The sequence below is a fragment of the Variovorax sp. OV329 genome, from assembly GCF_900114785.1.
Classification (GTDB): Bacteria; Pseudomonadota; Gammaproteobacteria; order Burkholderiales; family Burkholderiaceae_C; genus Variovorax.
Genome location: NZ_FOUG01000024.1, coordinates 1 through 26,129, shown reverse-complemented (window position 1 = coordinate 26,129; position 26,129 = coordinate 1). Strand labels below are relative to the sequence as shown.

The 26,129-nt window shown below is 69.0% G+C and carries 18 protein-coding genes and 2 riboswitches; of the genes, 10 read left to right on the top strand and 8 right to left on the bottom strand.

The window, feature by feature from the left end:
• The first annotated feature begins 11 nt into the window (after nt 1-11).
• Nucleotides 12-7,004: an autotransporter-associated beta strand repeat-containing protein gene (locus BM345_RS26905; RefSeq protein WP_093386151.1), complete on the top strand. Its 6,993-nt coding sequence runs from the start codon at nt 12-14 to the stop codon at nt 7,002-7,004.
• A 17-nt stretch (nt 7,005-7,021) separates the two neighbouring features.
• Here BM345_RS26905 and BM345_RS26900 read toward each other — a convergent pair whose 3' ends face one another.
• A complete protein-coding gene (locus BM345_RS26900; RefSeq protein WP_093386148.1) occupies nt 7,022-7,510 on the bottom strand; it encodes a cupin domain-containing protein in 489 nt (162 codons plus the stop codon).
• A gap of 60 nt (nt 7,511-7,570) precedes the next feature.
• Nucleotides 7,571-7,667, top strand: a riboswitch (glycine riboswitch).
• 20 nt (nt 7,668-7,687) lie between these two features.
• A riboswitch (glycine riboswitch) is annotated at nt 7,688-7,799 on the top strand.
• Between the two features lie 14 nt (nt 7,800-7,813).
• Between BM345_RS26900 and gcvT the strand changes: the two genes are divergently transcribed.
• Genes gcvT through BM345_RS26880 form a run of 4 tightly spaced genes read left to right on the top strand, consistent with a single transcriptional unit; the run spans nt 7,814 to nt 13,247 of the window.
• Complete coding sequence (gene gcvT, locus BM345_RS26895; RefSeq protein ID WP_093386247.1) at nt 7,814-9,007, top strand: glycine cleavage system aminomethyltransferase GcvT; 1,194 nt, start codon at nt 7,814-7,816, stop codon at nt 9,005-9,007.
• Nucleotides 9,008-9,062: 55 nt separating this feature from the next.
• Nucleotides 9,063-9,434, top strand: a complete 372-nt coding sequence (gene gcvH, locus BM345_RS26890) for a glycine cleavage system protein GcvH (protein WP_093386145.1) — start codon at nt 9,063-9,065, stop codon at nt 9,432-9,434.
• A gap of 49 nt (nt 9,435-9,483) precedes the next feature.
• Nucleotides 9,484-12,423: an aminomethyl-transferring glycine dehydrogenase gene (gene gcvP, locus BM345_RS26885; RefSeq protein ID WP_093386143.1), complete on the top strand. Its 2,940-nt coding sequence runs from the start codon at nt 9,484-9,486 to the stop codon at nt 12,421-12,423.
• 59 nt (nt 12,424-12,482) lie between these two features.
• On the top strand, nt 12,483-13,247 hold the full coding sequence (locus tag BM345_RS26880; RefSeq protein ID WP_093386140.1) for a metallophosphoesterase family protein: 765 nt from the start codon (nt 12,483-12,485) through the stop codon (nt 13,245-13,247).
• Between the two features lie 22 nt (nt 13,248-13,269).
• Here the strand turns inward: BM345_RS26880 and BM345_RS26875 are convergent, their stop codons facing one another.
• The 3 genes from BM345_RS26875 to BM345_RS26865 all read right to left on the bottom strand — a co-directional run bounded on the left by BM345_RS26875 (nt 13,270) and on the right by BM345_RS26865 (nt 16,254).
• Nucleotides 13,270-13,755 (bottom strand): Crp/Fnr family transcriptional regulator, encoded by a 486-nt coding sequence (locus BM345_RS26875; protein ID WP_093386138.1) that lies wholly within the window; start codon nt 13,753-13,755, stop codon nt 13,270-13,272.
• A 77-nt stretch (nt 13,756-13,832) separates the two neighbouring features.
• Nucleotides 13,833-14,927 (bottom strand): M14 family metallopeptidase, encoded by a 1,095-nt coding sequence (locus BM345_RS26870; protein WP_093386135.1) that lies wholly within the window; start codon nt 14,925-14,927, stop codon nt 13,833-13,835.
• A gap of 25 nt (nt 14,928-14,952) precedes the next feature.
• Nucleotides 14,953-16,254 carry an MFS transporter gene (locus tag BM345_RS26865; protein ID WP_093386133.1) on the bottom strand — a complete coding sequence of 434 codons (1,302 nt, stop codon included), beginning with the start codon at nt 16,252-16,254 and terminating at the stop codon, nt 14,953-14,955.
• 152 nt (nt 16,255-16,406) lie between these two features.
• Between BM345_RS26865 and BM345_RS26860 the strand changes: the two genes are divergently transcribed.
• From BM345_RS26860 to BM345_RS26850, 3 genes are all read left to right on the top strand, one after another.
• Nucleotides 16,407-17,324, top strand: coding sequence for a LysR family transcriptional regulator (locus BM345_RS26860; RefSeq protein WP_093386130.1), 918 nt, complete (start codon nt 16,407-16,409; stop codon nt 17,322-17,324).
• Nucleotides 17,325-17,435: 111 nt separating this feature from the next.
• Nucleotides 17,436-17,783 carry a hypothetical protein gene (locus BM345_RS26855; RefSeq protein ID WP_093386128.1) on the top strand — a complete coding sequence of 116 codons (348 nt, stop codon included), beginning with the start codon at nt 17,436-17,438 and terminating at the stop codon, nt 17,781-17,783.
• A gap of 151 nt (nt 17,784-17,934) precedes the next feature.
• A complete protein-coding gene (locus tag BM345_RS26850) occupies nt 17,935-18,747 on the top strand; it encodes a methyltransferase, TIGR04325 family (RefSeq protein ID WP_093386125.1) in 813 nt (270 codons plus the stop codon).
• Nucleotides 18,748-18,904: 157 nt separating this feature from the next.
• On the opposite strand, the gene BM345_RS26845 is transcribed toward BM345_RS26850, so the two are convergent.
• The 3 genes from BM345_RS26845 to cax all read right to left on the bottom strand — a co-directional run bounded on the left by BM345_RS26845 (nt 18,905) and on the right by cax (nt 23,580).
• Nucleotides 18,905-20,596, bottom strand: coding sequence for a response regulator (locus tag BM345_RS26845; RefSeq protein ID WP_093386122.1), 1,692 nt, complete (start codon nt 20,594-20,596; stop codon nt 18,905-18,907).
• A gap of 7 nt (nt 20,597-20,603) precedes the next feature.
• Nucleotides 20,604-22,106 (bottom strand): ATPase domain-containing protein, encoded by a 1,503-nt coding sequence (locus tag BM345_RS26840; RefSeq protein ID WP_093386120.1) that lies wholly within the window; start codon nt 22,104-22,106, stop codon nt 20,604-20,606.
• A gap of 385 nt (nt 22,107-22,491) precedes the next feature.
• The gene (cax, locus tag BM345_RS26835) at nt 22,492-23,580 is read right to left on the bottom strand and encodes a calcium/proton exchanger (RefSeq protein ID WP_093386117.1); all 1,089 of its coding nucleotides are present in this window, start codon (nt 23,578-23,580) and stop codon (nt 22,492-22,494) included.
• A 99-nt stretch (nt 23,581-23,679) separates the two neighbouring features.
• On the opposite strand from cax, the gene BM345_RS26830 reads away from it, so the two are divergent.
• Complete coding sequence (locus BM345_RS26830; protein WP_093386115.1) at nt 23,680-24,354, top strand: hypothetical protein; 675 nt, start codon at nt 23,680-23,682, stop codon at nt 24,352-24,354.
• Nucleotides 24,351-24,995, top strand: a complete 645-nt coding sequence (locus tag BM345_RS26825) for a hypothetical protein (RefSeq protein ID WP_093386112.1) — start codon at nt 24,351-24,353, stop codon at nt 24,993-24,995. The genes BM345_RS26830 and BM345_RS26825 overlap by 4 nt, the downstream gene beginning before the upstream one ends.
• Nucleotides 24,996-25,010: 15 nt before the next feature.
• Here BM345_RS26825 and BM345_RS26820 read toward each other — a convergent pair whose 3' ends face one another.
• Nucleotides 25,011-26,003 carry a tripartite tricarboxylate transporter substrate-binding protein gene (locus tag BM345_RS26820; protein WP_093386109.1) on the bottom strand — a complete coding sequence of 331 codons (993 nt, stop codon included), beginning with the start codon at nt 26,001-26,003 and terminating at the stop codon, nt 25,011-25,013.
• Nucleotides 26,004-26,129: the final 126 nt, after the last annotated feature.

Genomic DNA, 26,129 nt, shown 5'->3' with positions numbered 1-26,129 from the left:
GGTCGCAACGAATGAATCGCATCCACCGCATCGTCTTCAACCGCGCCAAGGGCGTCTGCCAGGCCGTGTCAGAGGTGGCTTCCGCGGCGCGGCCCGGCGCGGACGGTTCCGCCAGCGCGGTGGCCTCGATGCCGGCGCGATCAGCCCTGGCCACGGCCTGCCTGCTGGCGTTGACGGCCCTGGCGGCCCTGGGGACCACCGGCGCCCGGGCCGACGGCGGTGCGGGCGGCAGTGGCTACCAGGGCAACGGCGTGGCAGGCGTCGGCGGCACGGCCGCGCAGCCGGTCGGCGGCACGGGAAGCACCGCGTCCCTCGACGGCTACACCCTGGGCAGCGGGGGCGGTGGCGGCGGCATGCTGGCCAACGGCGACGGCGCCGCGGGCGGCAATGGCGGCGGCACCGCACCGGCCGCGGCCGGCGGTGCGGGGGGCACGACATTCCGGCGCATCACCAGCGGCAACACCACGATCACGGCAGTGACCACCGGCGGCAACGGCGTGGCCGGCGCCGAAGCGTCCACCGCCGTGGCCGGCTACATCGACGGCGGTGGCGGTGGCGGCGGAGGCGGCGGCGCAGGCATCGCGAGTTCGAGCACCGGCTCGCTCACCATCGGCAGCAGCGTGGCAGGCGGGCGCGGCGGCGACGGCGGTGCCGCAGGCAAGGCGGTCTCACCCGGCGGCTGGGGCTGGGGTGGCGCGGGCGGTGGCGGCCAGGGCGGTATCGGGGTGCTCCTGACGGGCGCCACCGGCGCCGTCACGGTCAACGCGGGCGCCTCGGTGCGCGGTGGCGACGGCGGCAACGGCGGCACGGCCACCCAGGGTTCGGGCGGCAACGGCGGCGATGGCGGCACGGGCATCCAGTTCTCCGGCGTGCGCACGCTCACGAACCGCGGCACGATCGCCGGCGGCAACGGCGGCGCCGCGGGCGCGTCGTCGCAAGGCGGGGCGACCGGCGCAGCGGGCGCGGGCGGCACGGCCATCGTGGCCGGCGGCGGCGCCACGGTGCTCAACATCGGCACCATCACGGCGGGCAACTCGGGCGCCGGCGCGGCCGGCGACGCCATCAGGTTCAACGGTGGCGGCACCAACACGCTGTCGCTGGAAGGCACCTCGGTCATCACGGGCAACGTGGTGGCAACCGCGGGGGGCACCGACCGCCTGATCCTCGGCGGAACGGCAGCCGGCAACTTCGACGCCAGTGCCATCGGCGCCGGCGCGCAGTACCGCAACTTCGCTGGCTTCGTGAAGTCGGGCAGCTCGACCTGGACGCTCACCGGCACCACGGCGGACCTGACGCCCTGGTCCATCACGGCCGGCACCCTGTCCATCGCCTCCGATGCGAGCCTGGGCAGCGCGGCGGGTGCACTCGCCATCAGCGGCGGCGGCACGCTGCTGACCACTGCCAGCACCAGCTCCACCCGCAACGTGAGCATCGGCACGGGCGGCGGCAATTTCAGCACCGCCACCGGCACCACGCTCACGCTGGGCGGCACCGTGTCGGGGGCGGGCCGGCTGACCAAGCTGGGCACGGGCACGCTGGTGCTGACCGGCACGGACACCTACACCGGCGGCACCACGATCTCCGCCGGCACGCTGCAATTGGGCGACGGCGGCACCAGTGGCTCGATCACCGGCAACGTCACGAACAACGGCGCACTGGCGATGAACCGGTCCGATGCGCTGACCGTCGCGGGTGCCGTCTCCGGCACCGGCAGCGTGCGCCAGGTCGGCAGCGGCACCACCACGCTCTCGGGCAACAACAGCTACTCCGGCGGCACCACGGTGACGGCCGGCACCCTGTCGGTCGCCACCAACGCGAACCTGGGCGGCAACGCCGGCGGCCTCACGCTCGACGGCGGCACGCTGCAGACCACCGCCAGCTTCAGCGCCAGCCGCACCGTCTCGCTGGGCAGCGGCAACGGCACCATCAATGCCACCACCGGCGCCGTGACGCTCAGCGGCGTGGTCTCGGGCCCCGGGGCGCTGACCAAGACGGGCGCAGGCACGCTCACCCTGAGCAATGCCGCCAACACCTACGTGGGCGGCACCGCGGTCACGGGCGGCACGCTGGCCGTGTCGCGCGACTCGAACCTGGGCAACGGGAACGGCGGCGTCCTGCTCGACAACAACGCTGCACTGCAGACCACGGGCACCTTCGCGACCAACCGCACCCTGCTGCTCGGCAACGGCGGTGGGACCCTCAACACCAACAGCGGCACCACGCTGACACTGGGCGGCACCGTCCAGGGCCTGGGCGGCCTGCAGAAGACGGGCGCCGGCACGCTGGTGCTGGCGGGAGCGAAGACCTACGAAGGTGGCACCACCGTGTCGGCCGGCACCCTGTCGGTCGCCTCGGACGCCAGCCTGGGCGCCAGCACCGGCTCGCTCACGCTGGGCGGCGGCACGCTGCTCAATACGGCCAGCTTTGCATCGAGCCGCGCAGTCACGCTTGGCGCCGGCAACGGCAGCGTCAATACGGCCACCGGCACCACGCTGACGCTCGATGGCACCGTCTCGGGCGCGGGCGGCCTGGCCAAGATCGGGACCGGCACGCTGGTCCTCAATGGCAGCAACAACTACGCGGGCGGCACCACGTTGTCTGCCGGCACGGTGTCGATCGGCTCGGACGCGAACCTGGGCAACGGCGCCGGCGCGCTCGCCTTCAACGGCGGCACCCTGCTGACCAGCGGCGCCATCGTCGCCAACCGCGCCGTCTCGCTCACCGGCACGGCAGGCGGCGTCAACACCGGTGCGGGCAGCACGCTGGCGCTGGCCGGCACCGTGTCGGGCACCGGCAGGCTGAACAAGCTGGGCGCGGGCACCCTCGTCATCACCGGCAGCAACAGCCACACCGGCGGCACCAACATCTCGGCGGGCACGGTGTCGATCGCCTCGGATGCGGCGCTGGGCGGCTCGGCCGGCACGCTCACGCTGAGCGGCGGCAGCACGCTGCAGACCACGGGCACCACCACCGCCACGCGGCTCGTCAGCCTGGGCTCTGGCGGCGGCAGCTTCGACACCGCAGCGGGCACCAGCCTGACACTCGGAGGTACGGTCTCAGGCAGCGGCCGGCTCACCAAGCTGGGCGCCGGCACGCTGGTGCTGGCCGGCACGGACACCTACAGCGGCGGCACCACGATCTCCGCCGGCACGCTGCAACTGGGCGATGGCGGCACAGCGGGCTCCATCACCGGCAACGTCACGAACAACGGCGTGCTGGCCTTCAACCGCTCCAATGCGATGACGCTTGCCGGCGTCATCTCCGGCACCGGCAGCGTGCGCCAGGCCGGCAGCGGCACCACGACACTCAGCGGCACCAACACCTACACCGGCGGCACCGCAGTGACGGCCGGCACGCTGGCCATCTCGCGCGACGCCAACCTCGGCGCCAGCGGCCGCACGCTGACGCTCGATGGCGGCGCGCTTCAAACGACGGCCACCTTCACCACCAGCCGGCCCATCACGCTGGGCGCCGGCGGCGGAAGCATCGACACCAACAGCGGCACCACGCTGACCGAAAGCGGCAACCTCTCGGGCACAGGCGCCCTCGGCAAGACCGGTGCAGGCACGCTGGTGCTGACCGGCACCGAAAACTACCAGGGCGGCACCACCATCTCCGCCGGCACGCTGCAGCTGGGCAGCGGCGGCACCACCGGCTCGATCACCGGCAACGTGGTCAACAACGGCACGCTGGCCTTCAACCGGTCCAACACCGTCACCTTCGGCGGCAACGTGTCCGGCGGCGGCAATCTGATCAAGCAAGGCGCCAACACGCTGGTCCTCACGGGCGACAACAGCCATGGCGGCGGCATCGACATCACTGCAGGCACGCTGCAAGTGGGCAATGGCGGCACCAGCGGCTCGCTCGCAGGCAACGTCAGCAACGCCGGCACGCTCAGCTTCAACCGCGCCGACGAACTCGTCTTCGCCGGCGACATCAGTGGCGCGGGCCGCGTGGTGCAGGCCGGCACGGGCACGACGGTGCTCCTGGGCAACGGCAGCCATGCGGGCGGCACCACCATCACGGCCGGCACGCTGCAATTCGGCAACGGCGGCACCACGGGCTCCGTCAGTGGCAACGTAGCCAACGGCGGCACCCTGGTCTTCGACCGCTCGGACAACCTCGCCTTTGCAGGCGCCATCACCGGCACCGGCAGCGTGAGGCAGATCGGCGGAGGCACCACCACGCTCGCCGGCACCAGCAACTACAGCGGCGCCACCACCGTGTCGGCCGGCACCCTGCGGGTGGATGGCGTCGTCGCGAACAGCGCGGTCGGCGTCGGCAACGGCGGCACGCTCGCCGGCCAGGGCACGATCGGCGCGGCGGTGACGGTGGCTAGCGGCGGCACACTGCAAGGCAGCGCGGGACAGACGCTGCAGATGGGCGCCCTGTCGCTGGCCAGCGGATCGACCCTCCAGGCCGCGCTCGGCACGCCGGGCAGCATGGCCCTCTTCCAGGTCAACGGCGCCCTGACGCTCGACGGGCAGGTGAACGTCAGCGACATGGGCGGCTATGGCGCCGGCATCTACCGGCTGATGAACTACACCGGCGCGCTCACCGACAACGGCCTGCAGGTGGGCAGCCAGACGGCCGGCTCCGCCGTGACGGTGCAAACGGCAATTGCCAACCAGGTCAATCTCGTCAACACCGCCGGTCAGGCGCTCGCCTTCTGGGACGGCGGCAGCGTGTCGAACCTCAACAACAACCGCGTCGACGGCGGCACCGGCACCTGGAGCGCCACGGGCGGCAGCTGGACCGACGCCTCGGGCGCGCTCAATGCGCCGATGACGCCCCAGCCGGGCTTCGCGGTCTTCCAGGCCGCCGCCGGCACGGTGACGATCGACAACACGCAGGGCGCGATCGCCGTGACCGGCATGCAGTTCGCCACCGACGGCTACCTGCTGCAAGGCGGTCCGGTCGAACTCGCGGCGGCGCAGTCGATCATCCGCGTGGGCGATGGCAGTGCCACGCCCGTGACGGCGACCATCGCCTCGGCCCTCACCGGTGCCGCGCAGCTGGAGAAGACCGACCAGGGCCGCCTGGTCCTCACCGGCAGCAACAGCTACAGCGGCGGCACGCGCATCTCCGGCGGCACGCTGCAGATCGGCGACGGCGGCACCAGCGGCGCCATCACCGGCGACGTGATCGACAACGGCAGGCTCGCCTTCAACCGCAGCGATGCCGTGACCTTCGTGGGCACGATCTCAGGCAGCGGCAGCGTCGAGCAGATGGGCAGCGGCACCACCACGCTCACCGGCAGCAACAGCTACAGCGGTGGCACCGTCATCAGCGCCGGCACGCTGGCAGGCACGGCCGGCAGCCTGGGCACTGGCCCGATCGCCAACAACGGCAGGCTCGAGCTGACCCAGCTGGCCACTGCCAGCATGGCCAACGCCATGTCTGGCAGCGGCATCTTCGTGAAGCGCGGCGCCGGCGCGCTCGACCTCGTCGGCAACAGCGCCGCCTTCACCGGCAGCACGCAGGTCGCCGAGGGCACGCTCGCCGTCAACGGCGCGCTGGGCGGCTCGCTGACCATGGCCGGCGGCACGACCCTCAAGGGCAACGGCACGGTGGGCAACACGCTTGTGCAGGCCGGCGCCACCGTGGCCCCGGGCAATTCGATCGGCACGCTGCATGTGGCCGGCAACCTGACGCTGGCCGCCGGCTCGACCTACCAGGTGGAGGCGCAGGGCAGCGGCCAGGCCGACAAGATCCAGGCCAGCGGCAGCGTCGCGCTGCAGGGCGGCGCGGTGTCGGTGCTGGCCAGCGGCAACTGGAACCCGGTCAGCAGCTACACCCTCCTCGAGGCGGGCGGTGGCGTGAGCGGCAGCTTCGGAAGCGTCACGACCAACATGGCCTTCCTCGACCCCACGCTGTCGTACGACGGGCAGAGCGTCGCGCTGCGCCTGCAGCGCAACGACGTGAGCTTCGAATCGGTGGCCGGCACGCCGAACCAGCGCGCGGCGGCGGACGCCGTGGACAAGGCTGGCGAGCCGCTGTACAGCGCCATCGTCCAGCTCGACGCGCCCACCAGCCGCGCGGCCTTCGACCAGCTTTCCGGCGAAGTGCATGCCTCGCTCAGGACCACCGCCATCGAGGACAGCCGCTTCGTGCGCGATGCCGGCCTGGACCGCGTGCGCCAGGCGCTTGGTGCGGTGGCCGCGCCGGCCGACGTGGCCGCGACGCGCGGCGTGTGGGCCCGCGCCTTCGGCTCGCGCGCCGACATCGACGGCGACGGCAACGCCACCAACGTCGACCGCTCGATCAGCGGCCTGTTCATCGGCGCCGACACCGTCGTGGCCGAGGACTGGCGCGTCGGCGCATTGGCCGGCTACAGCCACAGCGACGTGAAGCTGGACACCCCCGTTTCCTCGGCCACCACCGATGCCTACCACCTGGGCGTGTACGGCGGACGCCAGTGGGGCGCGCTCGGCCTGCGCGCGGGCGCCAGCTGGTCCGATGGCAGCGTCGACACGCAGCGCAGCGTCAACATTCCCGGCGTGGCCGAGCAGCCGGCCGCGAGCTACCACGCGCAGACGGCACAGGCCTTCGGCGAGCTGGGCTGGCGCATCGATGCCGGCAGCGCGGCGCTGGAGCCTTTCGCTGGCCTGGCCCACGTGAACCTGCGCACCGACGGCTTCACCGAAAGCGGCGGCGCCGCGGCGCTCAGGGCGGACAGCAGCAGCAGCAACACCACCTTCAGCACGCTGGGCCTGCGCGCCGCCACACAGGTCGACGCCGCCGGCATGCCGCTCACGCTGCGCGGCATGGTGGGCTGGCGCCATGCCTTCGGCGACGTGTCGCCGACGGCGGCCCTGGCCTTCGCCGGCCAGTCCGCCTTCACGGTGGCAGGCGTTCCGCTGGCCAAGGACGTCGCGGTGATCGAGGCCGGGGTTGGCCTGGCGCTGGCCCGCGACCTGAACCTGGGCGTGAGCTACAGCGGGCAGGTCGGCAGCGGCGTGAAGGACCACGGCCTTCGGGCCACCCTGGCCTGGAAGTTCTGAGGGGACGCGCGGCGCGCCTAGGGCAGGGAGACGCCCGCGGCCGCCGCGGCCTCGCGCACCGAGGGCGGCCAGTTGATCATCCCGGGGTCCTGCCCGCTGGCCATGCCCATCAGGCAGGCGACCTCGGTGCCCGCGTTGCGAAAACCGCGCGAGACGCCCGGCGGCACGCTGATCGTGTCCCAGGGCTCCAGCACCACCTTGCGCTCGCCCTCGGGGCCCCAGAACACCTCCCACAGGCCGCTGAGCGCCACGAAGACTTCCTGCGTGAGGTGGTTGTGCAGCGGCGCCGACTTGCCCGGCCCGCAGCACACGAAGTTCAGGTGGAAGCCCTCGGCCGCCAGCGGCGCGCCGGGCGGCACGCCCAGCACCCGGTAGGTGCTGCGCTCGCAGCCGGGCAAGGCCGCGTCCACGTAGTCGGCGGTCGGCTGCAACCGACGGAAACGCGCGACGCGCGCCTCCATCTCGGCGACCGTGGGATTCATGTCCGTGATCGGTGCTTGCGCCATGGCGGGCTCTTTGCGGAAGTGGCCGTGGCGCCAGCATAGTCGGCCCGTGCATCCCTTACACTCCAGCGGTCAGGAGAGAGCCTCGCCAGACGAGGCCGCCGAAGGCGCAGGACCGCGATCACGCGGCCCGAACGCTCAGGCAAAAGGACTGACAAGGCGCCCTGCTTTCTTGCAAGGCGTTTCCCGGCTGGAGAGAGGTGCGGCGCCCTTCGTGAGCGTGGCACCCACCGAAGGAGCAAACCCCGATCGTGGGGCGAATCTCTCAGGTAAAGCGGACAGCAGGGGTGGCCCATGGCGCAAGCCATGGAATTCGACTGCCCCTTTTGGAGAAGCGCCTTGACCGCCGCATCCGACGACCTGCTGAAGACGCCCCTGCACGCCCTGCACCTGGAGCTCGGTGGGCGCATGGTTCCCTTCGCCGGCTATTCCATGCCGGTGCAGTACCCCGCCGGCCTGATGGCCGAGCACAAGCACACCCGCGAGGCCGCCGGCCTCTTCGACATCTCCCACATGGGCCAGCTGCGCCTGCAGGGCCCCGACGCCGCCGCCGCCTTCGAAAGCATCATGCCGGTGGACGTGATCGGCCTGGCGCCCGGCAAGCAGCGCTACGGCCTGCTGCTCGACGACGAGGGCGGCATCCTCGACGACCTGATGTTCTTCAACGAGGGGAACGACTCCCTCTTCGTGATCGTCAACGGCGCCTGCAAGGCGGCCGACCTGGCCTACATCCGCGAGCGCATCGGCCAGCGCTGCAAGGTCGTGCCCCTGCCCGAGCAGGCGCTGCTGGCGCTGCAGGGCCCGCAGGCCGCTTCGGTGCTGGCCCGACTGTCGCCCGGCATCGAGCGCTTCGTGTTCATGACCGGCGGCGCGGTGCAGATCGGCGGCATCCCGGCCTTCGTCACCCGCAGCGGCTACACCGGAGAAGACGGCTTCGAGATCTCGGTGGCCGCCGACCAGGCCGAGGCGCTGGCCCGCCTGCTGCTGGCCGAGCCCGAGGTCAAGCCCGTCGGCCTGGGCGCGCGCAATTCGCTGCGCCTGGAAGCCGGCCTGTGCCTGTACGGCAACGACATCGACACCCGCACCACGCCGGTGGAAGCCTCGCTCAACTGGGCGATCCAGAAGGTGCGCCGCCAGGGCGGTGCGCGCGAAGGCGGCTTCCCGGGCGCGGGCACCATCCTTGCGCAACTCGCTGTGGCGGCCGACCTGGCCGGCCACGTCGACCAGCAGGTGCTCAAGCGCCGCCGCGTCGGCCTGGTCGCGCTGGACCGCGTGCCGGTGCGCGAAGGCTGCGAGCTGCAATCCTTCGAAGGCCAGCCCATCGGCCAGGTGACCAGCGGCCTTCTGGGCCCCACCGCCGATCGGCCCATTGCCATGGGCTACGTCGCCACGGCATTCTCCGAACCGGGCACCCGGGTGCAGGCCATCGTGCGCGGCAAGCCCGTGCCGATGGAAGTGAGCACCCTGCCCTTCGTTCCCACCCGCTACTACCGCGGATAGATTCCCTCTCTCTTCTTCATCTTCTTCAACTTCGACTTCTTTCACGGAGCCAACCATGAGCCTCAAGTACACCAAGGACCACGAATGGGTTGCCGTCGATGGCGGCATCGCCACCGTGGGCATCACCCAGCATGCGCAGGACGCGCTGGGCGACGTGGTCTTCGTCGACCTGCCGGAAGTCGGCCAGGGCTATGCCCAGGGCGAGGTGGCCGGCGTGGTCGAGTCGGTGAAGGCCGCCGCCGACGTGTACATGCCCGTCGCGGGTGAAGTCACAGAGGTGAACGAGGCGCTGCGCGCCGATCCCTCGCTGGCGAACAGCGACCCGATGGCCGGCGGCTGGTTCTTCAAGATCAAGCTGGCCGACGCCAGCCAGCTCGACCCGCTGATGGACGCCACCAGCTACGAGAAATTCTCCGCCGACGCCTGAGCGCCGCCCCTGCTCCCTTTTCCATTGCTGTCACACCTGCCTGCCTGCCATGTCGTCTTCCCCCGCCCTGACGCCCAATAGCTCCAACCAAAACGCCTCGTCCCGTCTGCGCGACCTGGAGAACCACGAAGAGTTCATCGCGCGCCACATCGGCATCGGCGCGCAAGACGAGGCCGCCATGCTGCGCGTGGTGGGCTCGAAGACGCGCGCCGAGCTCATCGACGGCATCGTGCCCGCGGCCATCCGGCGCTCGCACCCCATGCGCCTGCCGGCACCGGCCAGCGAGGCCGAGGCGCTGGCCGAACTGAAGGCGCTGGCCGGAAAAAACAAGGTGTTCAGGAGCTTCATCGGCCAGGGCTACTACGGCACCCACACGCCGGGCGTGATCCTGCGCAACATCCTGGAGAACCCGGCCTGGTACACCGCCTACACGCCCTACCAGGCCGAGATCTCGCAGGGCCGAATGGAGGCGCTGGTCAACTTCCAGACCATGGTGACCGACCTGACGGGCATGGCGATCGCCAACGCGTCCATGCTCGACGAGGCCACCGCCGCCGCCGAAGCCATGACGCTGGCCATGCGCAGCGTGAAGAGCAAGAGCCGTGTCTTCCTGGTCTCTGGCGACTGCCACCCGCAGACCATCGAGGTGTTGCAGACGCGCGCCGCGCCGCTGGGCATCGAGGTGCGCGTGAGCACCCTCAACGAACCCCTGCCGCAGCTGATGGCCGGCGGCGAATTCTTCGGCGCGCTGGCGCAGTACCCCGGCACCACCGGCGCCGTGCACGACCTGCGGCCGCTGGCCGGCATCGCGCATGCCAAGGGCGCCGCCCTGTGCGTGGCGGCCGACCTGCTGGCTTTGACCGTGCTCGTGCCGCCGGGCGAGTGGGACGCCGACATCGTCTGCGGCACCACGCAGCGCTTCGGCATGCCGCTGTGCAACGGCGGCCCGCACGCCGCCTACCTGGCCTGCCGCGACGAGTTCAAGCGCTCGCTGCCCGGCCGCCTGGTGGGCGTGAGCGTGGACGTGCACGGCCAGCCGGCCTACCGCCTGGCGCTGCAGACGCGCGAGCAGCACATCCGCCGCGAGAAGGCCACCTCCAACATCTGCACCGCGCAGGTGCTGCCGGCCGTCATCGCCAGCATGTACGCCGTCTACCACGGCCCGCAGGGCCTGCGCCGCATCGGCGAGCGTGTGGCGCTGCTGGCCGACGTGTTCGCCCAGGGCATCGCGCTGATGGGCCTGAAGGTGGTGAACGCCACCTCCTTCGACACGCTGACCGTCAAGACCGGCGAGGACACCGACCGCGTCGTGCAGGCCGCGCTGGCGCGCGGCATCAACCTGCGCCGCAAGCTCAGCCAGCACCTGGGCGTGTCCTTCGACGAGACCACCACGCGCGCCGACGTCGAGGCGCTGTGGTCGCTGTTCGCACCCGCGGGCAAGAGCGCGCCCACGTTCGACGATGCCGCGGCCAGTGCGCCCTCGCGCATCCCCGCCGAGCTGCGCCGCAGCAGCGACTACCTCTCGCACCCGGTGTTCAACACCCACAAGAGCGAGACCGCCATGCTGCGCTACATCCGCAGCCTGTCGGACAAGGACCTGGCGCTGGACCGCAGCATGATCCCGCTGGGCAGCTGCACCATGAAGCTCAACGCGACCAGCGAGATGATCCCCATCACCTGGCCGGAGTTCGCCGACATCCATCCCTTCGCGCCGGCCGACCAGCTGCTGGGCTATGCGCAGCTCGATGCGCAGCTGCGCGCCTGGCTGTGCGAGGCCACCGGCTATGCCGACATCAGCCTGCAGCCCAACGCCGGCTCGCAGGGCGAGTACGCGGGCCTGCTGGCCATCATGGCCTTCCACGAGGCCCAGGGCCAGGGCCACCGCAAGGTCTGCCTGATCCCCTCCTCCGCGCACGGCACCAACCCGGCCAGCGCGCAGATGGCCGGCATGAAGGTGGTGGTGACCGCCTGCGACGCGCAGGGCAACGTGGACATCGACGACCTGCGCCGCGCCTGCGAGGCGCACAAGGACGACCTGGCCTGCGTGATGATCACCTACCCCAGCACCCACGGCGTGTTCGAGACCCGCGTGAAGGAGCTGTGCGAGATCGTGCATGCCCACGGCGGCCGCGTGTACGTGGACGGCGCCAACATGAACGCCCTGGTGGGCGTGGCCGCGCCCGGCGAATTCGGCGGCGACGTGAGCCACCTGAACCTGCACAAGACCTTTTGCATTCCGCACGGCGGCGGCGGTCCCGGCGTGGGCCCGGTGTGCGTGGTGGAAGACCTGGTGCCCTACCTGCCCGGCCATGCCACGGCCGGCGAGGCGCCGCACGTGGGCGCCATCTCGGCGGCGCCGCTGGGCAACGCGGCCGTGCTGCCGATCAGCTGGATGTACTGCCGCATGATGGGCGAGCAGGGCCTGAAGTCCGCGACCGAGGTTGCCATCCTCAGCGCCAACTACATCAGCGCGCGCCTGGCCGAGCACTACCCCACGCTGTACGCCAGCCCCAACGGCCACGTGGCGCACGAGTGCATCCTGGACCTGCGCCCGCTCAAGGACAGCAGCGGCGTGAGCGCCGAAGACGTGGCCAAGCGCCTGATCGACTACGGCTTCCACGCGCCCACGCTGAGCTTCCCGGTGGCCGGCACGCTGATGGTGGAGCCCACCGAGAGCGAGCCGCTGGCCGAGCTGGACCGCTTCATCGACGCCATGATCGCCATCCGCGGCGAGATCCGCCGCGTCGAGGAAGGCGTCTGGTCCAAGGACGACAACCCGCTGAAGAACGCGCCGCACACCGCCGCTACCCTGATGACGGCCGAGTGGACCCACGCCTATTCGCGCGAGCTGGCCGCCTTCCCGCTGCAGGCCCTGAAGCAGGGCAAGTACTGGTCGCCGGTGGGCCGCGTGGACAACGTGTACGGCGACCGCAACCTGTTCTGCTCCTGCGTGCCGGTGGCGGAGTACGCCGGCAGCGACAACGGCTAGCGCGCCGGCAGGTGCCGCCCGCGAAGGGTGGCAGGCAAGGATATTGCTGCGTCCTCGGGGTGCGCATCCTCCTCGTCTCCGACCTGCACTACACGCTGCCACAGCTCGACTGGGTGGTGCATTGCGCACCCTCCTTCGACCTGGTGGTGATTGCCGGCGACCACCTGGACGTGAGCTCGCCCGTCCCGCTGGGCACCCAGTCGCTGGTGCTGCTGCGCTACTTCTCGCTGATGAAGCCGGGCCGGTCCCTGGTGCTGGCGTCCGGCAACCATGACCTGACCGGAAGCGACCGGCACGGCGAGCGCGCCGCGCTGTGGCTGCCCGACAGCCGCCGGCCGGGCGTGGCCACCGACGGCGATTCGCTGCACCTTCACGCGCAGGCCGGCGACGACACCCTCGTCACCATCTGCCCCTGGTGGGACGGCCCCGCAGGCCGCGAGGAGGTCGAGCGCCTGCTGGCCGCCGACGCAGACCGCCGACCGGCCTGCTGGGCCTGGGTCTACCACTGGCCGCCCATGGGCTCGCCCACCTGCTGGAACGGCAGGCGCCACTACGGCGACGCCGACCTGGCCGGCTGGATCGCAACATTCCAGCCGGATTTCGTCCTGGCCGGCCATGTGCACGAACCGCCCTTCAAGCCCGCCGGCGCCTGGGCCGACCGCATCGGCGGCACCTGGGTCTTCAATGCGGGCCGGCAGATCGGGCCGGTGCCGGCGCACATCGTGATCGATCTCGCAGCCGGGGCGGCCACCTGGTATTCGATGATGGGAGAGGAGTCCGTGGCGCTGGATGCAGCGCACGCACCGGCGCGCTCCGTGTTCTGAGCAACTCCAGGCGGCGACGGGTTCAGTAGTCGGGATCGGGCTCGCGCACCGAGCCGGGCCACGCTGCCGGGCGCTGGTGGTGCGCCAGCTGGCCGAGCACCTCGCCGACCATGGCCAGGCCCGGCGACGCGTCGCGGTACTGGCGGACGAGGTCCGCCAGGTAGGTGGTGACAAAGTGCAGCCGCTCGGCCAGGCCGACGGCGATGAGCTGCGTGATGCGCGGATCGCTGGCCAGGAAGGCGCGCCCGTCGGCCGCGTAGCGCAGCACCGTGGGCTCGCTGGCCACCACGGTGGCGCTGTAGGGCGCATCGAGCAGGAGCGATATCTCGCCGACCGCCGCACCGGGACGGGTGATGGTGTTGATCTCGGTCCCGGCCTTGACGACCTTCAGGGCGCCCGATGAAAGGATCCAGAGCCCGCTGCCCGACTCGCCCTCGCGCACCACCGCCTCACCCGCAGACAGGCGGCATTCGGGAAGCGCGGCAGCAAGAATGAGCAGTGGGTCCATGGGCGGAGGGTCGAAGCAATGTGCGTGCCGATCGGGCGCCCTCCGAAGGCGCCGAAGTGGTGCGCCGCCCCGGGGGCTCAGGCCGCGCGCAGCCCCTGGGTGGTTTGCAGCAACACGACGCGCGACTGGCCGACGATCATGCCCTTCCAGGTGTCCTCGTCGCAATAGAAGGCCTCGCGCAGCCCTTGCCGGATGGCGCGGCGCTGCGCCTGCGATGCCTCGGGGTGTCGGTTCAGCCAATGGTCGGCGCGCAGGCGCTGCAGCACTTCCATGCTGGGCAGCGTGCCGAACTCCAGGCCCATCAGGGCCACGGCGGCGTCCGGGCATTCGTCGTACACGGTGGACACCACCGGGCCCGACACGTCGGCCGATGCGGAGGTGCCCTCGAAGGGCGCGAACACGTCCGCGCCCCACCAGGCGCGCGCACGTGCCAGGCCCTCGGGGCGGCCGGGGTAGATCTTCTCGCCGTGGCCGTAGGGGCCCAGGCCCGTGTGCACGTCGATCCAGCCGATGTGCGTCGCCTCGGCCGCATGCTCGCGCAGGATGGCGCGCACGGTGCGGTTGCTCCAGCTGGGCGCCGCGCCGCCGTAGAAGACCCCGTCGGGCACCACGTACTGCCCGCGGGTCACGTTGGCGCGGTAGGTGGCCTCGCCGTGCTTGCCGATGTAGGCGGCCAGCGCCGCATTGTCGGCCTCCGTCGGCGGCCAGGTGGCCGGCAGCACCAGCGGGTCGACCTCGGCATAGGCGGGGTTGAGCGGCAGCGCCTTGCCGAAGTCCACGTGGTTGCGGTTGAGGTCGATGTTGTCCTCGTTGGTGCGGCGCAGGTGCGAGAAGCCGTGAGGGTTCACCGCGTGGATCAGCAGCAGGCCCAGCTTCGCGTCGGCCAGGCGGCCCAGCAGTTCGTCGTCGTTCAGCAGCGCCACCTGGCAGCCCGATCCGCAGAAGCCCTCCGGGCCGTGCGTGCCGGAGCTGACGACGAGCAGGCGCTTCGCGTCGGCCGGGCCCAGGCGGGCCACGTCCATGGCCAGCGTCTCGCCCAGGGCACCGCGCAGGCCGGGCAGCTCGAAGCTCTGCACCCGGGCATCACGAGCAGCGGCCGCATCCAGGAACTTGCCGCGCGCCTCGGCATAGGTGCCGGAGAAGCAACGCGAAATGGCTTGGGAATTCGTCATGGGGTTCCGATGGCTCCAGGTGATTTCAGGCCGCGGCTGGCACGGCATCGATGTCGCGGCCGGTGTGGTCCTTCAGCCAGATCAGGCCGACCAGCGACAGCAGCGTCATGATGAGCAGGTACCAGGCCGGCGCCAGCTTGTGGCCGCTGGCGTTGACCAGCCAGGTGCTGATGAAGGGCGAGAAGCCGCCGAAGAGCGCCACGCCCACGCTGTAGACCAGCGACATGCCGCTGGCGCGCACGCGCTTGGGGAACATCTCGGGCAGCATGGTCAGGCCCGGCACGGTCTGCACCACCAGGCCGATGGTGAGGATGACGACCACCGTGCACAGCACGCCCAGCGAGGGCGCGGCGTTCAGCCACAGGAAGCAGGGATAGATCAGCACCCCCATCGCCAGGCGGCTCCACACGATCAGGCGCTTGCGGCCCCAGCGGTCCGCCATCAGGCCCACGAAGGGCGCCAGCACGAAAGACAGCAGGCCGGTGAGGACAGCGCCGATCAATCCCGCCAGCGGCGGCAGGCCGAGCTCGCGAATGGCGTAGGTGGGCATGTAGAAGGTCACCACGTAGGCCGCGACGGTGCCGCCGCTGATGGTGAGGATGGCTGCGAGCACCGTGCCGCCGTGCTCGCTGAGCACCTCGGCCAGGCGGCTCTTCTCGGGCCGCGGTGCGCTGGAGGCCTCGTCCAGCGATTCCTCGAGGTGGCGGCGGATGTACATGCCCACCGGCGCGATCACCATGCCCAGCAGGAAGGGCAGGCGCCAGCCCCAGCTTTCCATCGACGCGGGCGCCAGCGTCGCGGTGAGCGCGCCCACCAGCACCGCGCCCATCAGGATGCCCAGGCCCTGGCTGGCGAACTGCCAGCTGGCCATGTAGGCGCGGTTGGCAGGCGTGGCGTGCTCCACCAGGAGCGTGGTGGAGGCCCCGACCTCGCCGCCGGCCGAGAAGCCCTGGATGAGGCGGGCCAGCACGATGATGATCGGCGCCGCGACGCCGATCTGCGCGTAGGTCGGCGTCAGGCCGATCATGGCGCAGCCCAGCGCCATGAGGAAGATGGTGAGCGTCATCGCCTTCTTGCGGCCCGAGCGGTCGGCATAGGCGCCGATCACGATGCCGCCCAGCGGCCGCATGATGAAGCCCACGCCGAAGGTCGCCACCGCCACCAGCAATTGGCCGAACTCGCTGAAGGTGGGGAAGAAGAGCTTGCCGATCAGCACGGCCAGGAAGCCGTAGACGGTGAAGTCGAAGAACTCGAGGGCGTTGCCGATGGTGGTGGCGACGATGGTCTGCCGGCGGCTGCCCGGCCGGCGTGCGGGAGAAACGGTCATCGGGATGGGCTCTTTGGTGTTGGAGGTGCCTCGGGCCTCGCCGGCACTTGCTTTCACGGCGAAGTCGCGCCGGCATGGTAGGCGGCCGCGCTATCAGCGAAAAGACAAAAATGTGCATCAGGAGATAACCCCTCGTTATCATCCCGCCCACCATGAAGCCCAACCAGCTGCAGGCCTTCGTCGCTGTCGCCAGCCACCAGAGCATCCGCGGCGCGGCACGCCAGCTGGGCGTGTCGCAGCCCGCGGTGACCAAGATCGTGCGAGAGCTGGAGCGCGAACTCGGCGTGCCGCTGGTCGAGCGCAGCGTGAAGGGCGTGCGCCTCACCGAGTACGGCGCCGCCTTCGCGCCCCGTGCGCGGCAGCTGCTGGAGGACATGCGCCGCGCCCGTGACGAGGTGGCGCAACTGCGCGACGGCCTGCAGGGCCGCGTGTCGCTGGCCGTCAGTACCTCCTTCGCGCTGACGCTGCTGCCGCCGGTGTTCAAGGAATTCCATGCGCGCCAGCCTTCGGTCGACGTGCACTTCAACGAGGCGGTGCTGCCGGAGATGCTCAAGCTGCTGCACGAGGGACGGATCGACTTCGCCGTGATCCACGTGCAGCCCGGCTCGCTCGGGCCGGACTTCGAGAGCACCGAGCTGTTCCCGGTGCGCCTGGTCGTGGGCATGCGCACGCGGCATCCGCTGAGGCACGTTCGCTCGCTGGAAGGCCTGCGCGCCGCGGAATGGGTGCTGCCCGGGGACGGGGGTGCGGAGGCCGATGCCATGTCGAGCACGCTGATCGCGCCGCTGGCCCTGCCGCCGTCCACCCGCGTGGTACTGGGGCAATCGGTCACCGTGGCCCTGGCGCTGGTGGGGCAGATGGACCTGGTGGGCCTGTTCGTCGAACCCCTGGCAGACCTGGCCTTCAAGCGCCACGGCATCGTGCGCGTGGACGTCGACGAGCCCCTGCCCGAGATGCGCGTGTGCGTGGTGCGAAGGCGCGGGCGCCCACTCACGCCGGCCGCAGAGCAGTTCGTCGCCTGCATCCAGCGCCATGCCAAGGCGCACTTCGAGGCGGCCACCGCGCGCTGAGTCCCTGCGCCCGGCTCGTCAGTTGCGGCCTACAACACCCGCGGACGCCGTCCTTCGCAGCCACCTGCCCGAAAAGCGCTTCGCAGAAAGGGGCCCTGCTAGACTGCTCGCGTGCCCCGCCGACTCCTGTTTGCCTGGATGATGATCGCTGTGTTTCTTGCGGGCAGCGCTGCGCACATCCAAGCCATGATCCAGGCAGATCTGCGCGGTCGCACAGCCCCCCTCCAGTTGCCGCAACAGGCGGACCATCTTCGTGACGGCGCCGTCTCGCAGGATGCATCGACCGAGTCCTTCGAGTACATCGCGCAAGACAACCAGGTCCAACCCACGGGCCTGGTGGGCGATCACCACATCCAGCTGATCCAGACGCAGTCGATGCGCCCGCATACCCCGGCCGTACCGGTTCCGCGCCCACCTCTTCTCGACGGCATCGAGCGTCCCCCTCGCTTCATTTCCTGATCTGCCCTGCAGCCAGAGGCCGTGCCTGCACGGTCCGCGCTGCATGCCATCTGCACCAGGCATCGGCCTGCATGCAGTTGGCCCGCGAATCCCGGCCGAGCCCACGAAGGGTGGGCCGGCATGTTCCCAGACTTGATTGGAGTTTCCCGAAATGGCGATCACACGCCTGCGCCATCTGGTTCGCCAGGTCGCAGACAGTCCACTGGCTCGTTCCGCACGGATCAACGAGCACTGCAAGTACTTTCTTTCCGAGGCTGGTGCGGGGTCCTACCACGGCCTGTACAGCAACTTCGCGCAGGCCCGGGCGGCACTGCCTGCGAGCAACGAGTTCAACCAGGACTCGCTGGCCGATGAATACATCAACATCCGCTCGAACCAGATCTTCTCCTACGACTACCCGATCCTGTGGTGGCTGCGCCTGGCCTTGGCCAGCGGCGCGCGACGGGTGCTGGACCTCGGCGGCTCGGTGGGCGTGCACTACTACGCCTATGCCAGATACATGGAGATGCCCGAAGATCTGGCCTGGTGCGTGGTCGAGGTCCCGGCCATGACGCGCATCGGCCGCGAGGAAGCCCGCCGGCGCGGCGTGAGCGCACTGGAATTCGTCGACGATCTCGCTCAGGCCCCCGACTGCGACATCGTCCTGTCCGCGGGTGCGCTCCAGTTCTTCGACTACGAGCGGCCGACCGAACTGCTCGAGGCCAACGGCCTGCGGCCCCGCCATGTGCTGCTGAACAAGCTGCCGCTGTACGACGGGCCGGACTTCGTCACGGCGCAGAACATCGGCGACGGCTGCTACGCACCTTTTCATGTGCACAACCGTGCCGACTTCATCGCGGACTTCGAAGGCACCGGCTTCGCGCTGCAGGACCAGTGGGCGGTGCACGAGCGCTCGCTGATCCTGCCGGGGCATCCGGCGCATTCCTTCCCGAGCTTCAGCGGGATGTACCTCGCGCGCGCCTAGCCGAGCGTCGAGCCGCGGATCTCCGGCACTGGCAGCTGCTCGGTCTGATGGCTTCCTGGGCCCTCGGGCGTGCCGGTGATCACCACGTCGCCGATCTTTCTGATCAGGGGCGTATACGGCGGCCGCGGCGCAAGACGTTCGTGCAACCAGCCGGCCGCTATCCCAAAGCCGGGGGCCTCCCTCGCAGCGCTGCTGAAACGGCCTTGCCCAGGGTGTCCAGGTCGAAGGGCTTCGCCAGTATCGATTGCGGCCCAATCTGGCGTTCCACTGCATTCATGTCGGCATAACCAGTGGCCAGCAGTATTGGAATGTCGCTGTACATCGCGCGCGCGTGACTGATCAGCTCCGCGCCGTTCATGCGCGGCATCAGGAAATCGACCAGCAGAAGGTCCGGCCTCGACTTCTCGAGCTCAACCAATCCCTCGACGCCGTCCACTGCCTGGCGAACCCGGAAGCCCAGAACCTGCAGGGTCTCGACCATGCTTCTGCGAACGCCTGGATCGTCCTCCACCACCAGGATTTCTGCCGCAGACATCACTGCTGCCTCGGGCGCAGCTGTCGAGCCCTCGGAAATCGCATCTTCCGGCACGGGTGCGAGCGGAAAGCGCAGCGTCACCGTCGTTCCTGCACCGACTTTGCTCTGGACTTCAACCGTGCCGCCTGTTTGACGAGTAAATCCGTAGACTTGACTCAATCCGAGCCCTGTCCCTGCATGCTGCTTCGTCGTAAAGAACGGATCGAAGATCTTCCCCAGCAGGTTCTCCGCGATTCCTTCGCCGGTGTCTCGCACCGACACGCACAGTGAGCCAAGATGGTGCTCCGGGCAGCCCCGGCCGTCCTGCGCGGCCGCGATCGAGGTAGCGATCTCAAGATCACCGCCCTTGGGCATCGCATCGCGCGAATTCACGCATAGATTGAGAATCGCCATCTCCAATTGCGCCGCGTCGACTACAACATACGCCGGCTCGGAGCAAAGCACCAGTGACAGCTTGACGTGCGCTCCGACCGAGATCGAAACCAGCTCTCCGATGTTTCGTATCAATGCGTTGACGTCGTGCAATTTGGGGACCAGGCTTTGCGTGCGAGCGAACGAGAGCAACTGGCCCGTCAATCTCGATCCCCGATCGACGGCTTCCTTCGCCCTTCGCGCACACTCACTCACGCGGCCGTCCGCGACCTCCCCTCGCTGAATCAGTTGCAGATTCAAGTTGACGACATGCAGCAGGTTGTTGAAGTCGTGCGCAATGCCCCCTGTCAACCTGCCCAATGCTTCCATCTTCTGATTCTGAACAAGCGAGTTCTCGACTCGCTCGCGCTCCAGTATCTCGCGCATCAGTCGATCATTTGCGCTGGCAAGGTCAGTGGTGCGCTCGGCAATTCGTGTTTCAAGTTGGTCGTTGAGCCGCTCGACGCTGATTTTCGACGCCTGGAGTTCGGCGAGATGCTTGCGTGTCAGGTACTGGCGTTGGCGTGCGCGGAGTGCCGACTGCGCGGCACTCGCGAGCGTGTCAGGATTGACCGGGCGTTCGAGCAGTACCAGGTTGGTGAGGCCTTCCAGCGCTGACCGCGCACGTTCGGAGCGCCGCAACGTCTGCTTCGCTGCCAGAACGACAAAAGGATAGTCTGACCACGGCGCCTGCCGCTCCAACAGCGCATGCAGTTCCTTCACCAAACCCTCGCCAAGAGTCTCTTCCGTCAAGATGGTCGCTGCGGATTCTTTCTGGATCTCTTGAACCAATGAATCGCCATCCGGACAGATTTGTACCTTGAGATTCCGTGAGCAAAGCACCTCGCTGATGACCTGGGCATCGCGACCGAAGGGGGCGAGCACGAGTATTCGGTTTTCCACGCTGCCCTCAAGCTTGACCAGTTTCGCCCAGCAACGATGTGCGACCAAGGTAGCGCGGAACGCCCGCCATGACACCCTGAAAGTCCGTCAACGCATTGCCGATCTCCAATCCACCCACACCGAGTCGAAACTGATGAATGGTGGAAGCATGAGCGGTGGCGCGACTCTTGACCACGGACACTGCCTTCAAGAGTTGCCCTCGGGCCTCGAAGTAGCGGAACTGCAGCATCGAATCGCTCAGATAGCTCAGATCAACATCGTTCGGCATGTCTCCCGCGAGGCCGTGCTGAGACAGGACCAGAATGGACGTCACCCCCTGCAAATTGAGGTATGTCAATAGCTCGTGCATCTGCAGGAGCAGGAAGTTGCTGCCAGGCATTGCGAGCAGGTAAGCGTTCAGCGTATCGATGACCACCGTGCTCACGCCCTGCTGCTCGATGGCATCGCGAACATAGTGCGAGAACTGGCCCGCGGAGATCTCGGCGGGATCGACGGTTCGAATGGACAACTGCCCTGTCGAGTGGAACCGCTCGACGTCAAGTCCCAAAGCCCGCGACCGCATGAGAAGAGTCTTGATGCCTTCGTCGAACAGGAAGAGAGCAGCCTTTTCTCCACGCTCCATTGCCGCCCGCGCGCAACACACAGCCGTCGTCGTCTTTCCGACGCCCGCAGGGCCCGCAAACAACACATTGCTTCCGGGGACGAGACCGCCGCCCAACAGCTGGTCAAGCTGCGCGTTGCCGGAACTGACGGCCTCGACCGCATGTGCGCGTCCGTGTTCGCTGGCCACCAGGCGGGTGAATACCTGAACTCCGCCCTTGTCCAGGTTGAAGTCATGGACGCCTTCGCGAAACCGAACGCCTCTCAACTTCACCACTCGCAGACGCCGCTTGTCGGGCCCATAAGTCCCTGTGTTCTGCTCCAGTCGGATCACGCCGTGCGCAATGCTGTGCAGATGCATATCTCCTGCACCAGTCGACATGTCGTCAAGCATCAGAACGGTGCATTGATGCGTATGGAAGAAGCGTTTGAGCGCCAGTATCTGACGTCGATAGCGCAGCGGATTCTGCGACAACAGTCGCAGCTCAGAAAGACTATCGAAGACCACGCGCTCCGGCCGGATGCGCTCTACGAGCGCCATGATCCCGCGAATCGTCTCCCCGAGTTCAAAATCGGAGGGCTGCAAGATGCTCTGCTCTGCCTCCGCGCTGAGACCTTCGTCGCTCAGGAGATCGAAGATCTCGATGTCCTGCAAGTCCCAACCATGCGAGAAGGCGCCTTCAGCCAGTTCATCGGAGGTTTCTGACAAGGTCACGTACAGCCCTTTCTGACCAAGGGTTCGACCTTGAAGAAGAAACTGCAAGCCGAGAGTCGTCTTGCCCGCACCGGGCGTTCCTTCGATGAGATAGAGATGGCCACCGGGCAGTCCGCCAGTCAATACCTCGTCCAGGCCAGGTACGCCTGTTGGCTCGGGAGTCGAAGTTTGAAAAGTTGTGTTTCGGCTCGTCATGGCAAGTCCTGTTTCGACGTTCGCTCTGGAAAATTTGCGTCGCACCAATGTAAATATCAAGGAACCCAAGCCGTGAGCGTTGCGGCGCGCCACGCGCGTAGGTCAAATTCCACCGCGGGCGTGGGTCATTTCGCTGAACGCTGCGCCAAGGTGGTTGACGCGCGGGCGCCGCGTCCCGGGAGATGCGACTGGGGGGTTTGACATGCCTCTTGGTGGGCGCCCGCCGATCAGTAGCTGACCCAGAAGCCCCTCGCTGCTTCGCCCGGCCTCGGTTCCAATGCCGGCGGATCGAGAGCTGCTCAAGAAACTGGAACCACTGCCTGCCCGCTGAGACCCTGGCCATCACGCCGCCCGCCGCGTCAGCGCGGCGGCATCAGGTACAGCGTCAGCGCGGCGGCATCAGGTAAAGCGTCATCGCGAAAATCAGGTAGACCATCAGCAGCAGCACGCCCACGAACCAGGCCGAGCGTCCGCCGTTGGTCACGAACACGGCAGTGAGCGTGGCCACCAGCATCATCACCACCGCGCCGGGCCAGAACTGCAGGCTCATCGGCGCCGGCCCGATGAAGTAGCTCACCAGCACCAGCACCGGCGCCACGAACAGCGCGATCTGCGAGGCGCTGCCCAGGGCGATGCCCACGCTCAGGTCCAGCCGGTTCTTGCGCGCGCCGGAGAAGGCCGAGGCCATCTCGGCCGCGCCGCCCACCAGCGACACCACGATGAAGCCCACGAACGCCGGCGTCATGCCGAAGGCTTCGGCAGCGGCCTGCACCGACTCGACGAAGACCTCGCTCACCAGGGCCACCAGGACGGTGACGGCAGCCAGCGTAGCCAGCGCCAGGCCGATGGGCCAGGGTGCCTCGCCCTCCTCCCCATGCGAGGCGCTGGCGAAGAGCTCGCGGTGCGTCTTCAGCGAGAACAGCAGGCCCAGCCCGTAGGCCGCAATCAGCAGCACTGCAAGTCCCACGCTCAGCGTCTGCGTGAAGGCCGCCTTGGCGGCGGGGTCGGCGGTGGTGATGGCCGAGGGGACCAGCAGCGCAATCGTGGCCAGGAAGAGCAGCCCCGACTGCACTCGCGCGCTGAGCCGGTTGAACTCCTGCACATGGTGCTTCAGGCCACCCAGCAGGAAGGACGCGCCCAGCATGAACAGCGTGTTGGTGACGATCGCGCCGGCAATGGACGCCTTCACCAGCATCACCTGCCCCGCCGCCAGCGCGGTGAGCGCAATCACCAGCTCGGTGAGGTTGCCCAGCGTGGCATTGAGCAGCCCGCCGGCGGCGTCGCCGGTCTTGGCCGCGACCGACTCGGTGGCGTGGCTCAGCAGCGCCGCCAGCGGCACGATGGCCAGCACCGAGAGCACGAAGAGCAGCGTGTGCGAGCTCGGCCGCAGCCGGGCCGCCACGAAGACCACCGGCACGAACACCAGCAGCCACAGCAAGGGGCTCTGGCGAATGTCCCGCCACAGTGTTGCCATATCACCACCTCCTAGCTTCCACCCGGCACGAGTCTACTTGCCACGGCGCCTGCGTGTGGCCATCATCCGGCCCCAAGAGGGTTGCGAGGAGAAATGCCCATGAGCCAGGACGCCGTCCCTGCACGTGCCCAACGCGAGCCGGTGCTCAATCCCGTGGACCGGATTTCCGAACTGATCTTCGGCCTGCTGATGGCCGTGAGCTTCACAGGCGCCGTGTCGGTGGCCGAGGCCGGGCACGCGGAGATCCGCGCCCTGTTCGTGGCCGCCGTGGGCTGCAACCTGGCATGGGGGCTGGTGGACGCGGTGATGTACCTGGTGCGCACGGCGACCGAACGCGGCAAGTCGCTCACGCTGTTGAACGCGGTGCGCGCGGCGGGCGCCAGTCCGCAGGCCGGCCAGGACCTGATCGAGCGCTCGCTCACGCGCGTGGTCTCCGGCCTGGTCTCCACCGCAGAGCTGGAGGCCATCCGCTTGCGCATCGTCTCCCTGCCCTCGGTGCCCGCGCGCGCCAGCCTGAACGGGCGCGACCTGCTGGCAGCGCTGGCGGTGTTCCTGCTGGTGGTCATTGCCACCTTCCCGGTCGTGATTCCCTTCGCGCTGATGGACGACGTAGGCGCGGCCAAGACGCTGTCGCGCATCATTGCACTGGCCATGCTCTTCTTCGGCGGCTTCACGCTGGGCCACTACGCCGGCTATGGCAGCTGGCGCGCCGGCATCAAGATGGCGGCGCTGGGCACGCTGCTGGTGGGCGCCATTCACGCGCTGGGCGGATGAGGGCGATCGTGCGCAAGGGCATCCTGCTTCTGCTGGTGGCTGCTGCAGCAGGCGCTGCGCAGGCCGCAGACGACGGTGCTGCACAGAAGGACGAGTCGGCCTGGAGCTTTGCGGCCACGGTCTATCCCACCTCCATCCGCAACGGCGACAGCTACACGTCCGCCATCGTCACCGCCGACCGCGGCGCGCTGCACCTGGAAGCCCGCTACAACTATGAATCGGTGGGCGCGCGCTCGGCCTTCGTGGGCTGGAATTTCTCGGGCAGCAGCGGCCCGCTGAGCTGGGAGCTGACGCCGCTGCTGGGCGGCGCCTGGGGCACGACGGACGCCTTCGTGCCGGGCCTGGAAGGCAGCCTCGCCTGGGGCCGCGTGGACTTCTACACCGAGATCGAATACGTGCGGAACCCCGACGACCGCAGCAGCCGCTATCTCTACGCCTGGAACGAGCTGGGCTTCAAGGCCGCGCCCTGGCTGCGGCTGGGCGCGGCGGTGCAGCGCACCCGCGCCTACGGCGGCGACCGCAACGTCCAGGCCGGGCCCTTCGCCCAGCTGAGCTGGGAGCGGTTCACGCTGGGCGGCTACTGGTTCAATCCGGGATCGGCCGACCAGGTCGTGGTGCTGTCGCTGGGCGTGAGCTTCTAGGGCAAGGCGGCCGACTCAATCGGCGAACTGTCCCGCCGCCTTGATCACCGGCTCGTAGCGCTTCGTCTCCTCCTGCAGCCAGCTCTGCAGGCCGGCCGGCGTCAGCTTGTCGTCGGAGGGAATCACCGCACCGAGTTCCGCCAGGCGCTGCGCGACCGCCGGGTCTTTCAACGCCGCCCTCAGCGCAGCGCCGAACTTGTCGATGGCCTCGCGGGGCGTGCCCTTGGGCGCGTAGATGCCATGCCAGACCACCAGGTGGAATCCGTTCAGCCCCTGCTCGGCCAGGGTCGGCGTGTCGGGCAGCGTCTTCAGGCGCGTGCTCGTGGTCACGCCGTAGAGCTTGACCGAACCCGCCTTGATGTAGGGCGTGGTGGAGGTGGTCTGGTCGCACAGCAGGTCGACCTGGCCGGCCAGCAACGCATTCATCGCCGGGCCCGTGCCCTGGTAGGGGACGGTGGTCATCGATGCACCCATGGCCTGGCGAAGCAGCGCGCCGCACAGGTGCGACACGGCCCCCAGGCCCGCATGCGCCAGGTTGGTCTTGTCGCCGTTGGCCTTGACGTAGGCCATGAGCTCGCGGAAGTCCCTGGCGGGCATGTCCTTGCGCCCCACCAGCGTCATCGGTACGTCGATCACCTGGCTGACGTATTCGAAGTCGGCCAACGGCCTGTAGCTCAGCTTGCGGTAGAGCGCGGGCGCCGTCGCCATGCCGTTGTGGTGGATGAGGAAGGTGTAGCCGTCGGGCGTGGCGCGCGCGGTGTAGGCCGCGGCGATCGTGCCGCCGGCGCCGACCTTGTTCTCCACCACCACGGTCTGGCCCAGCGTGCGGGTCATCGACCCGGCCAGGATGCGCGCCACGACGTCGGTGGGCCCGCCGGCCGCAAACGGCACCACGAGCGTGATCGGCTTGGCCGGGTAGCCCTGCGCCCACGTGGCGCCTGCCCACAGCAGGCAGGCCAGTGCTGCCGCCCTCTTCGATGATGTGCCGTCTTTCCTGAACCTGATCATTGTTGTCTCCCTGTTTGACTGCCTGCCTAGATGTGATGTCTCAATAGGTTGTTCACCCGGAAGAGTCTGGGAGACTGGAGTTACGACGCTTCAGAACTTTCCAGAAGGAACAACCGGGTGAACAGC

Coding starts and splice junctions, on each gene's coding strand:
- BM345_RS26905 (WP_093386151.1), top strand. CDS start 12: ATGAATCGCATCCACCGCATCGTCTTCAACCGCGCCAAGGGCGTCTGC.
- BM345_RS26900 (WP_093386148.1), bottom strand. CDS start 7,510: ATGGCGCAAGCACCGATCACGGACATGAATCCCACGGTCGCCGAGATG.
- gcvT (WP_093386247.1), top strand. CDS start 7,814: ATGGAATTCGACTGCCCCTTTTGGAGAAGCGCCTTGACCGCCGCATCC.
- gcvH (WP_093386145.1), top strand. CDS start 9,063: ATGAGCCTCAAGTACACCAAGGACCACGAATGGGTTGCCGTCGATGGC.
- gcvP (WP_093386143.1), top strand. CDS start 9,484: ATGTCGTCTTCCCCCGCCCTGACGCCCAATAGCTCCAACCAAAACGCC.
- BM345_RS26875 (WP_093386138.1), bottom strand. CDS start 13,755: ATGGACCCACTGCTCATTCTTGCTGCCGCGCTTCCCGAATGCCGCCTG.
- BM345_RS26870 (WP_093386135.1), bottom strand. CDS start 14,927: ATGACGAATTCCCAAGCCATTTCGCGTTGCTTCTCCGGCACCTATGCC.
- BM345_RS26865 (WP_093386133.1), bottom strand. CDS start 16,254: ATGACCGTTTCTCCCGCACGCCGGCCGGGCAGCCGCCGGCAGACCATC.
- BM345_RS26860 (WP_093386130.1), top strand. CDS start 16,407: ATGAAGCCCAACCAGCTGCAGGCCTTCGTCGCTGTCGCCAGCCACCAG.
- BM345_RS26850 (WP_093386125.1), top strand. CDS start 17,935: ATGGCGATCACACGCCTGCGCCATCTGGTTCGCCAGGTCGCAGACAGT.
- BM345_RS26840 (WP_093386120.1), bottom strand. CDS start 22,106: ATGACGAGCCGAAACACAACTTTTCAAACTTCGACTCCCGAGCCAACA.
- cax (WP_093386117.1), bottom strand. CDS start 23,580: ATGGCAACACTGTGGCGGGACATTCGCCAGAGCCCCTTGCTGTGGCTG.
- BM345_RS26830 (WP_093386115.1), top strand. CDS start 23,680: ATGAGCCAGGACGCCGTCCCTGCACGTGCCCAACGCGAGCCGGTGCTC.
- BM345_RS26825 (WP_093386112.1), top strand. CDS start 24,351: ATGAGGGCGATCGTGCGCAAGGGCATCCTGCTTCTGCTGGTGGCTGCT.
- BM345_RS26820 (WP_093386109.1), bottom strand. CDS start 26,003: ATGATCAGGTTCAGGAAAGACGGCACATCATCGAAGAGGGCGGCAGCA.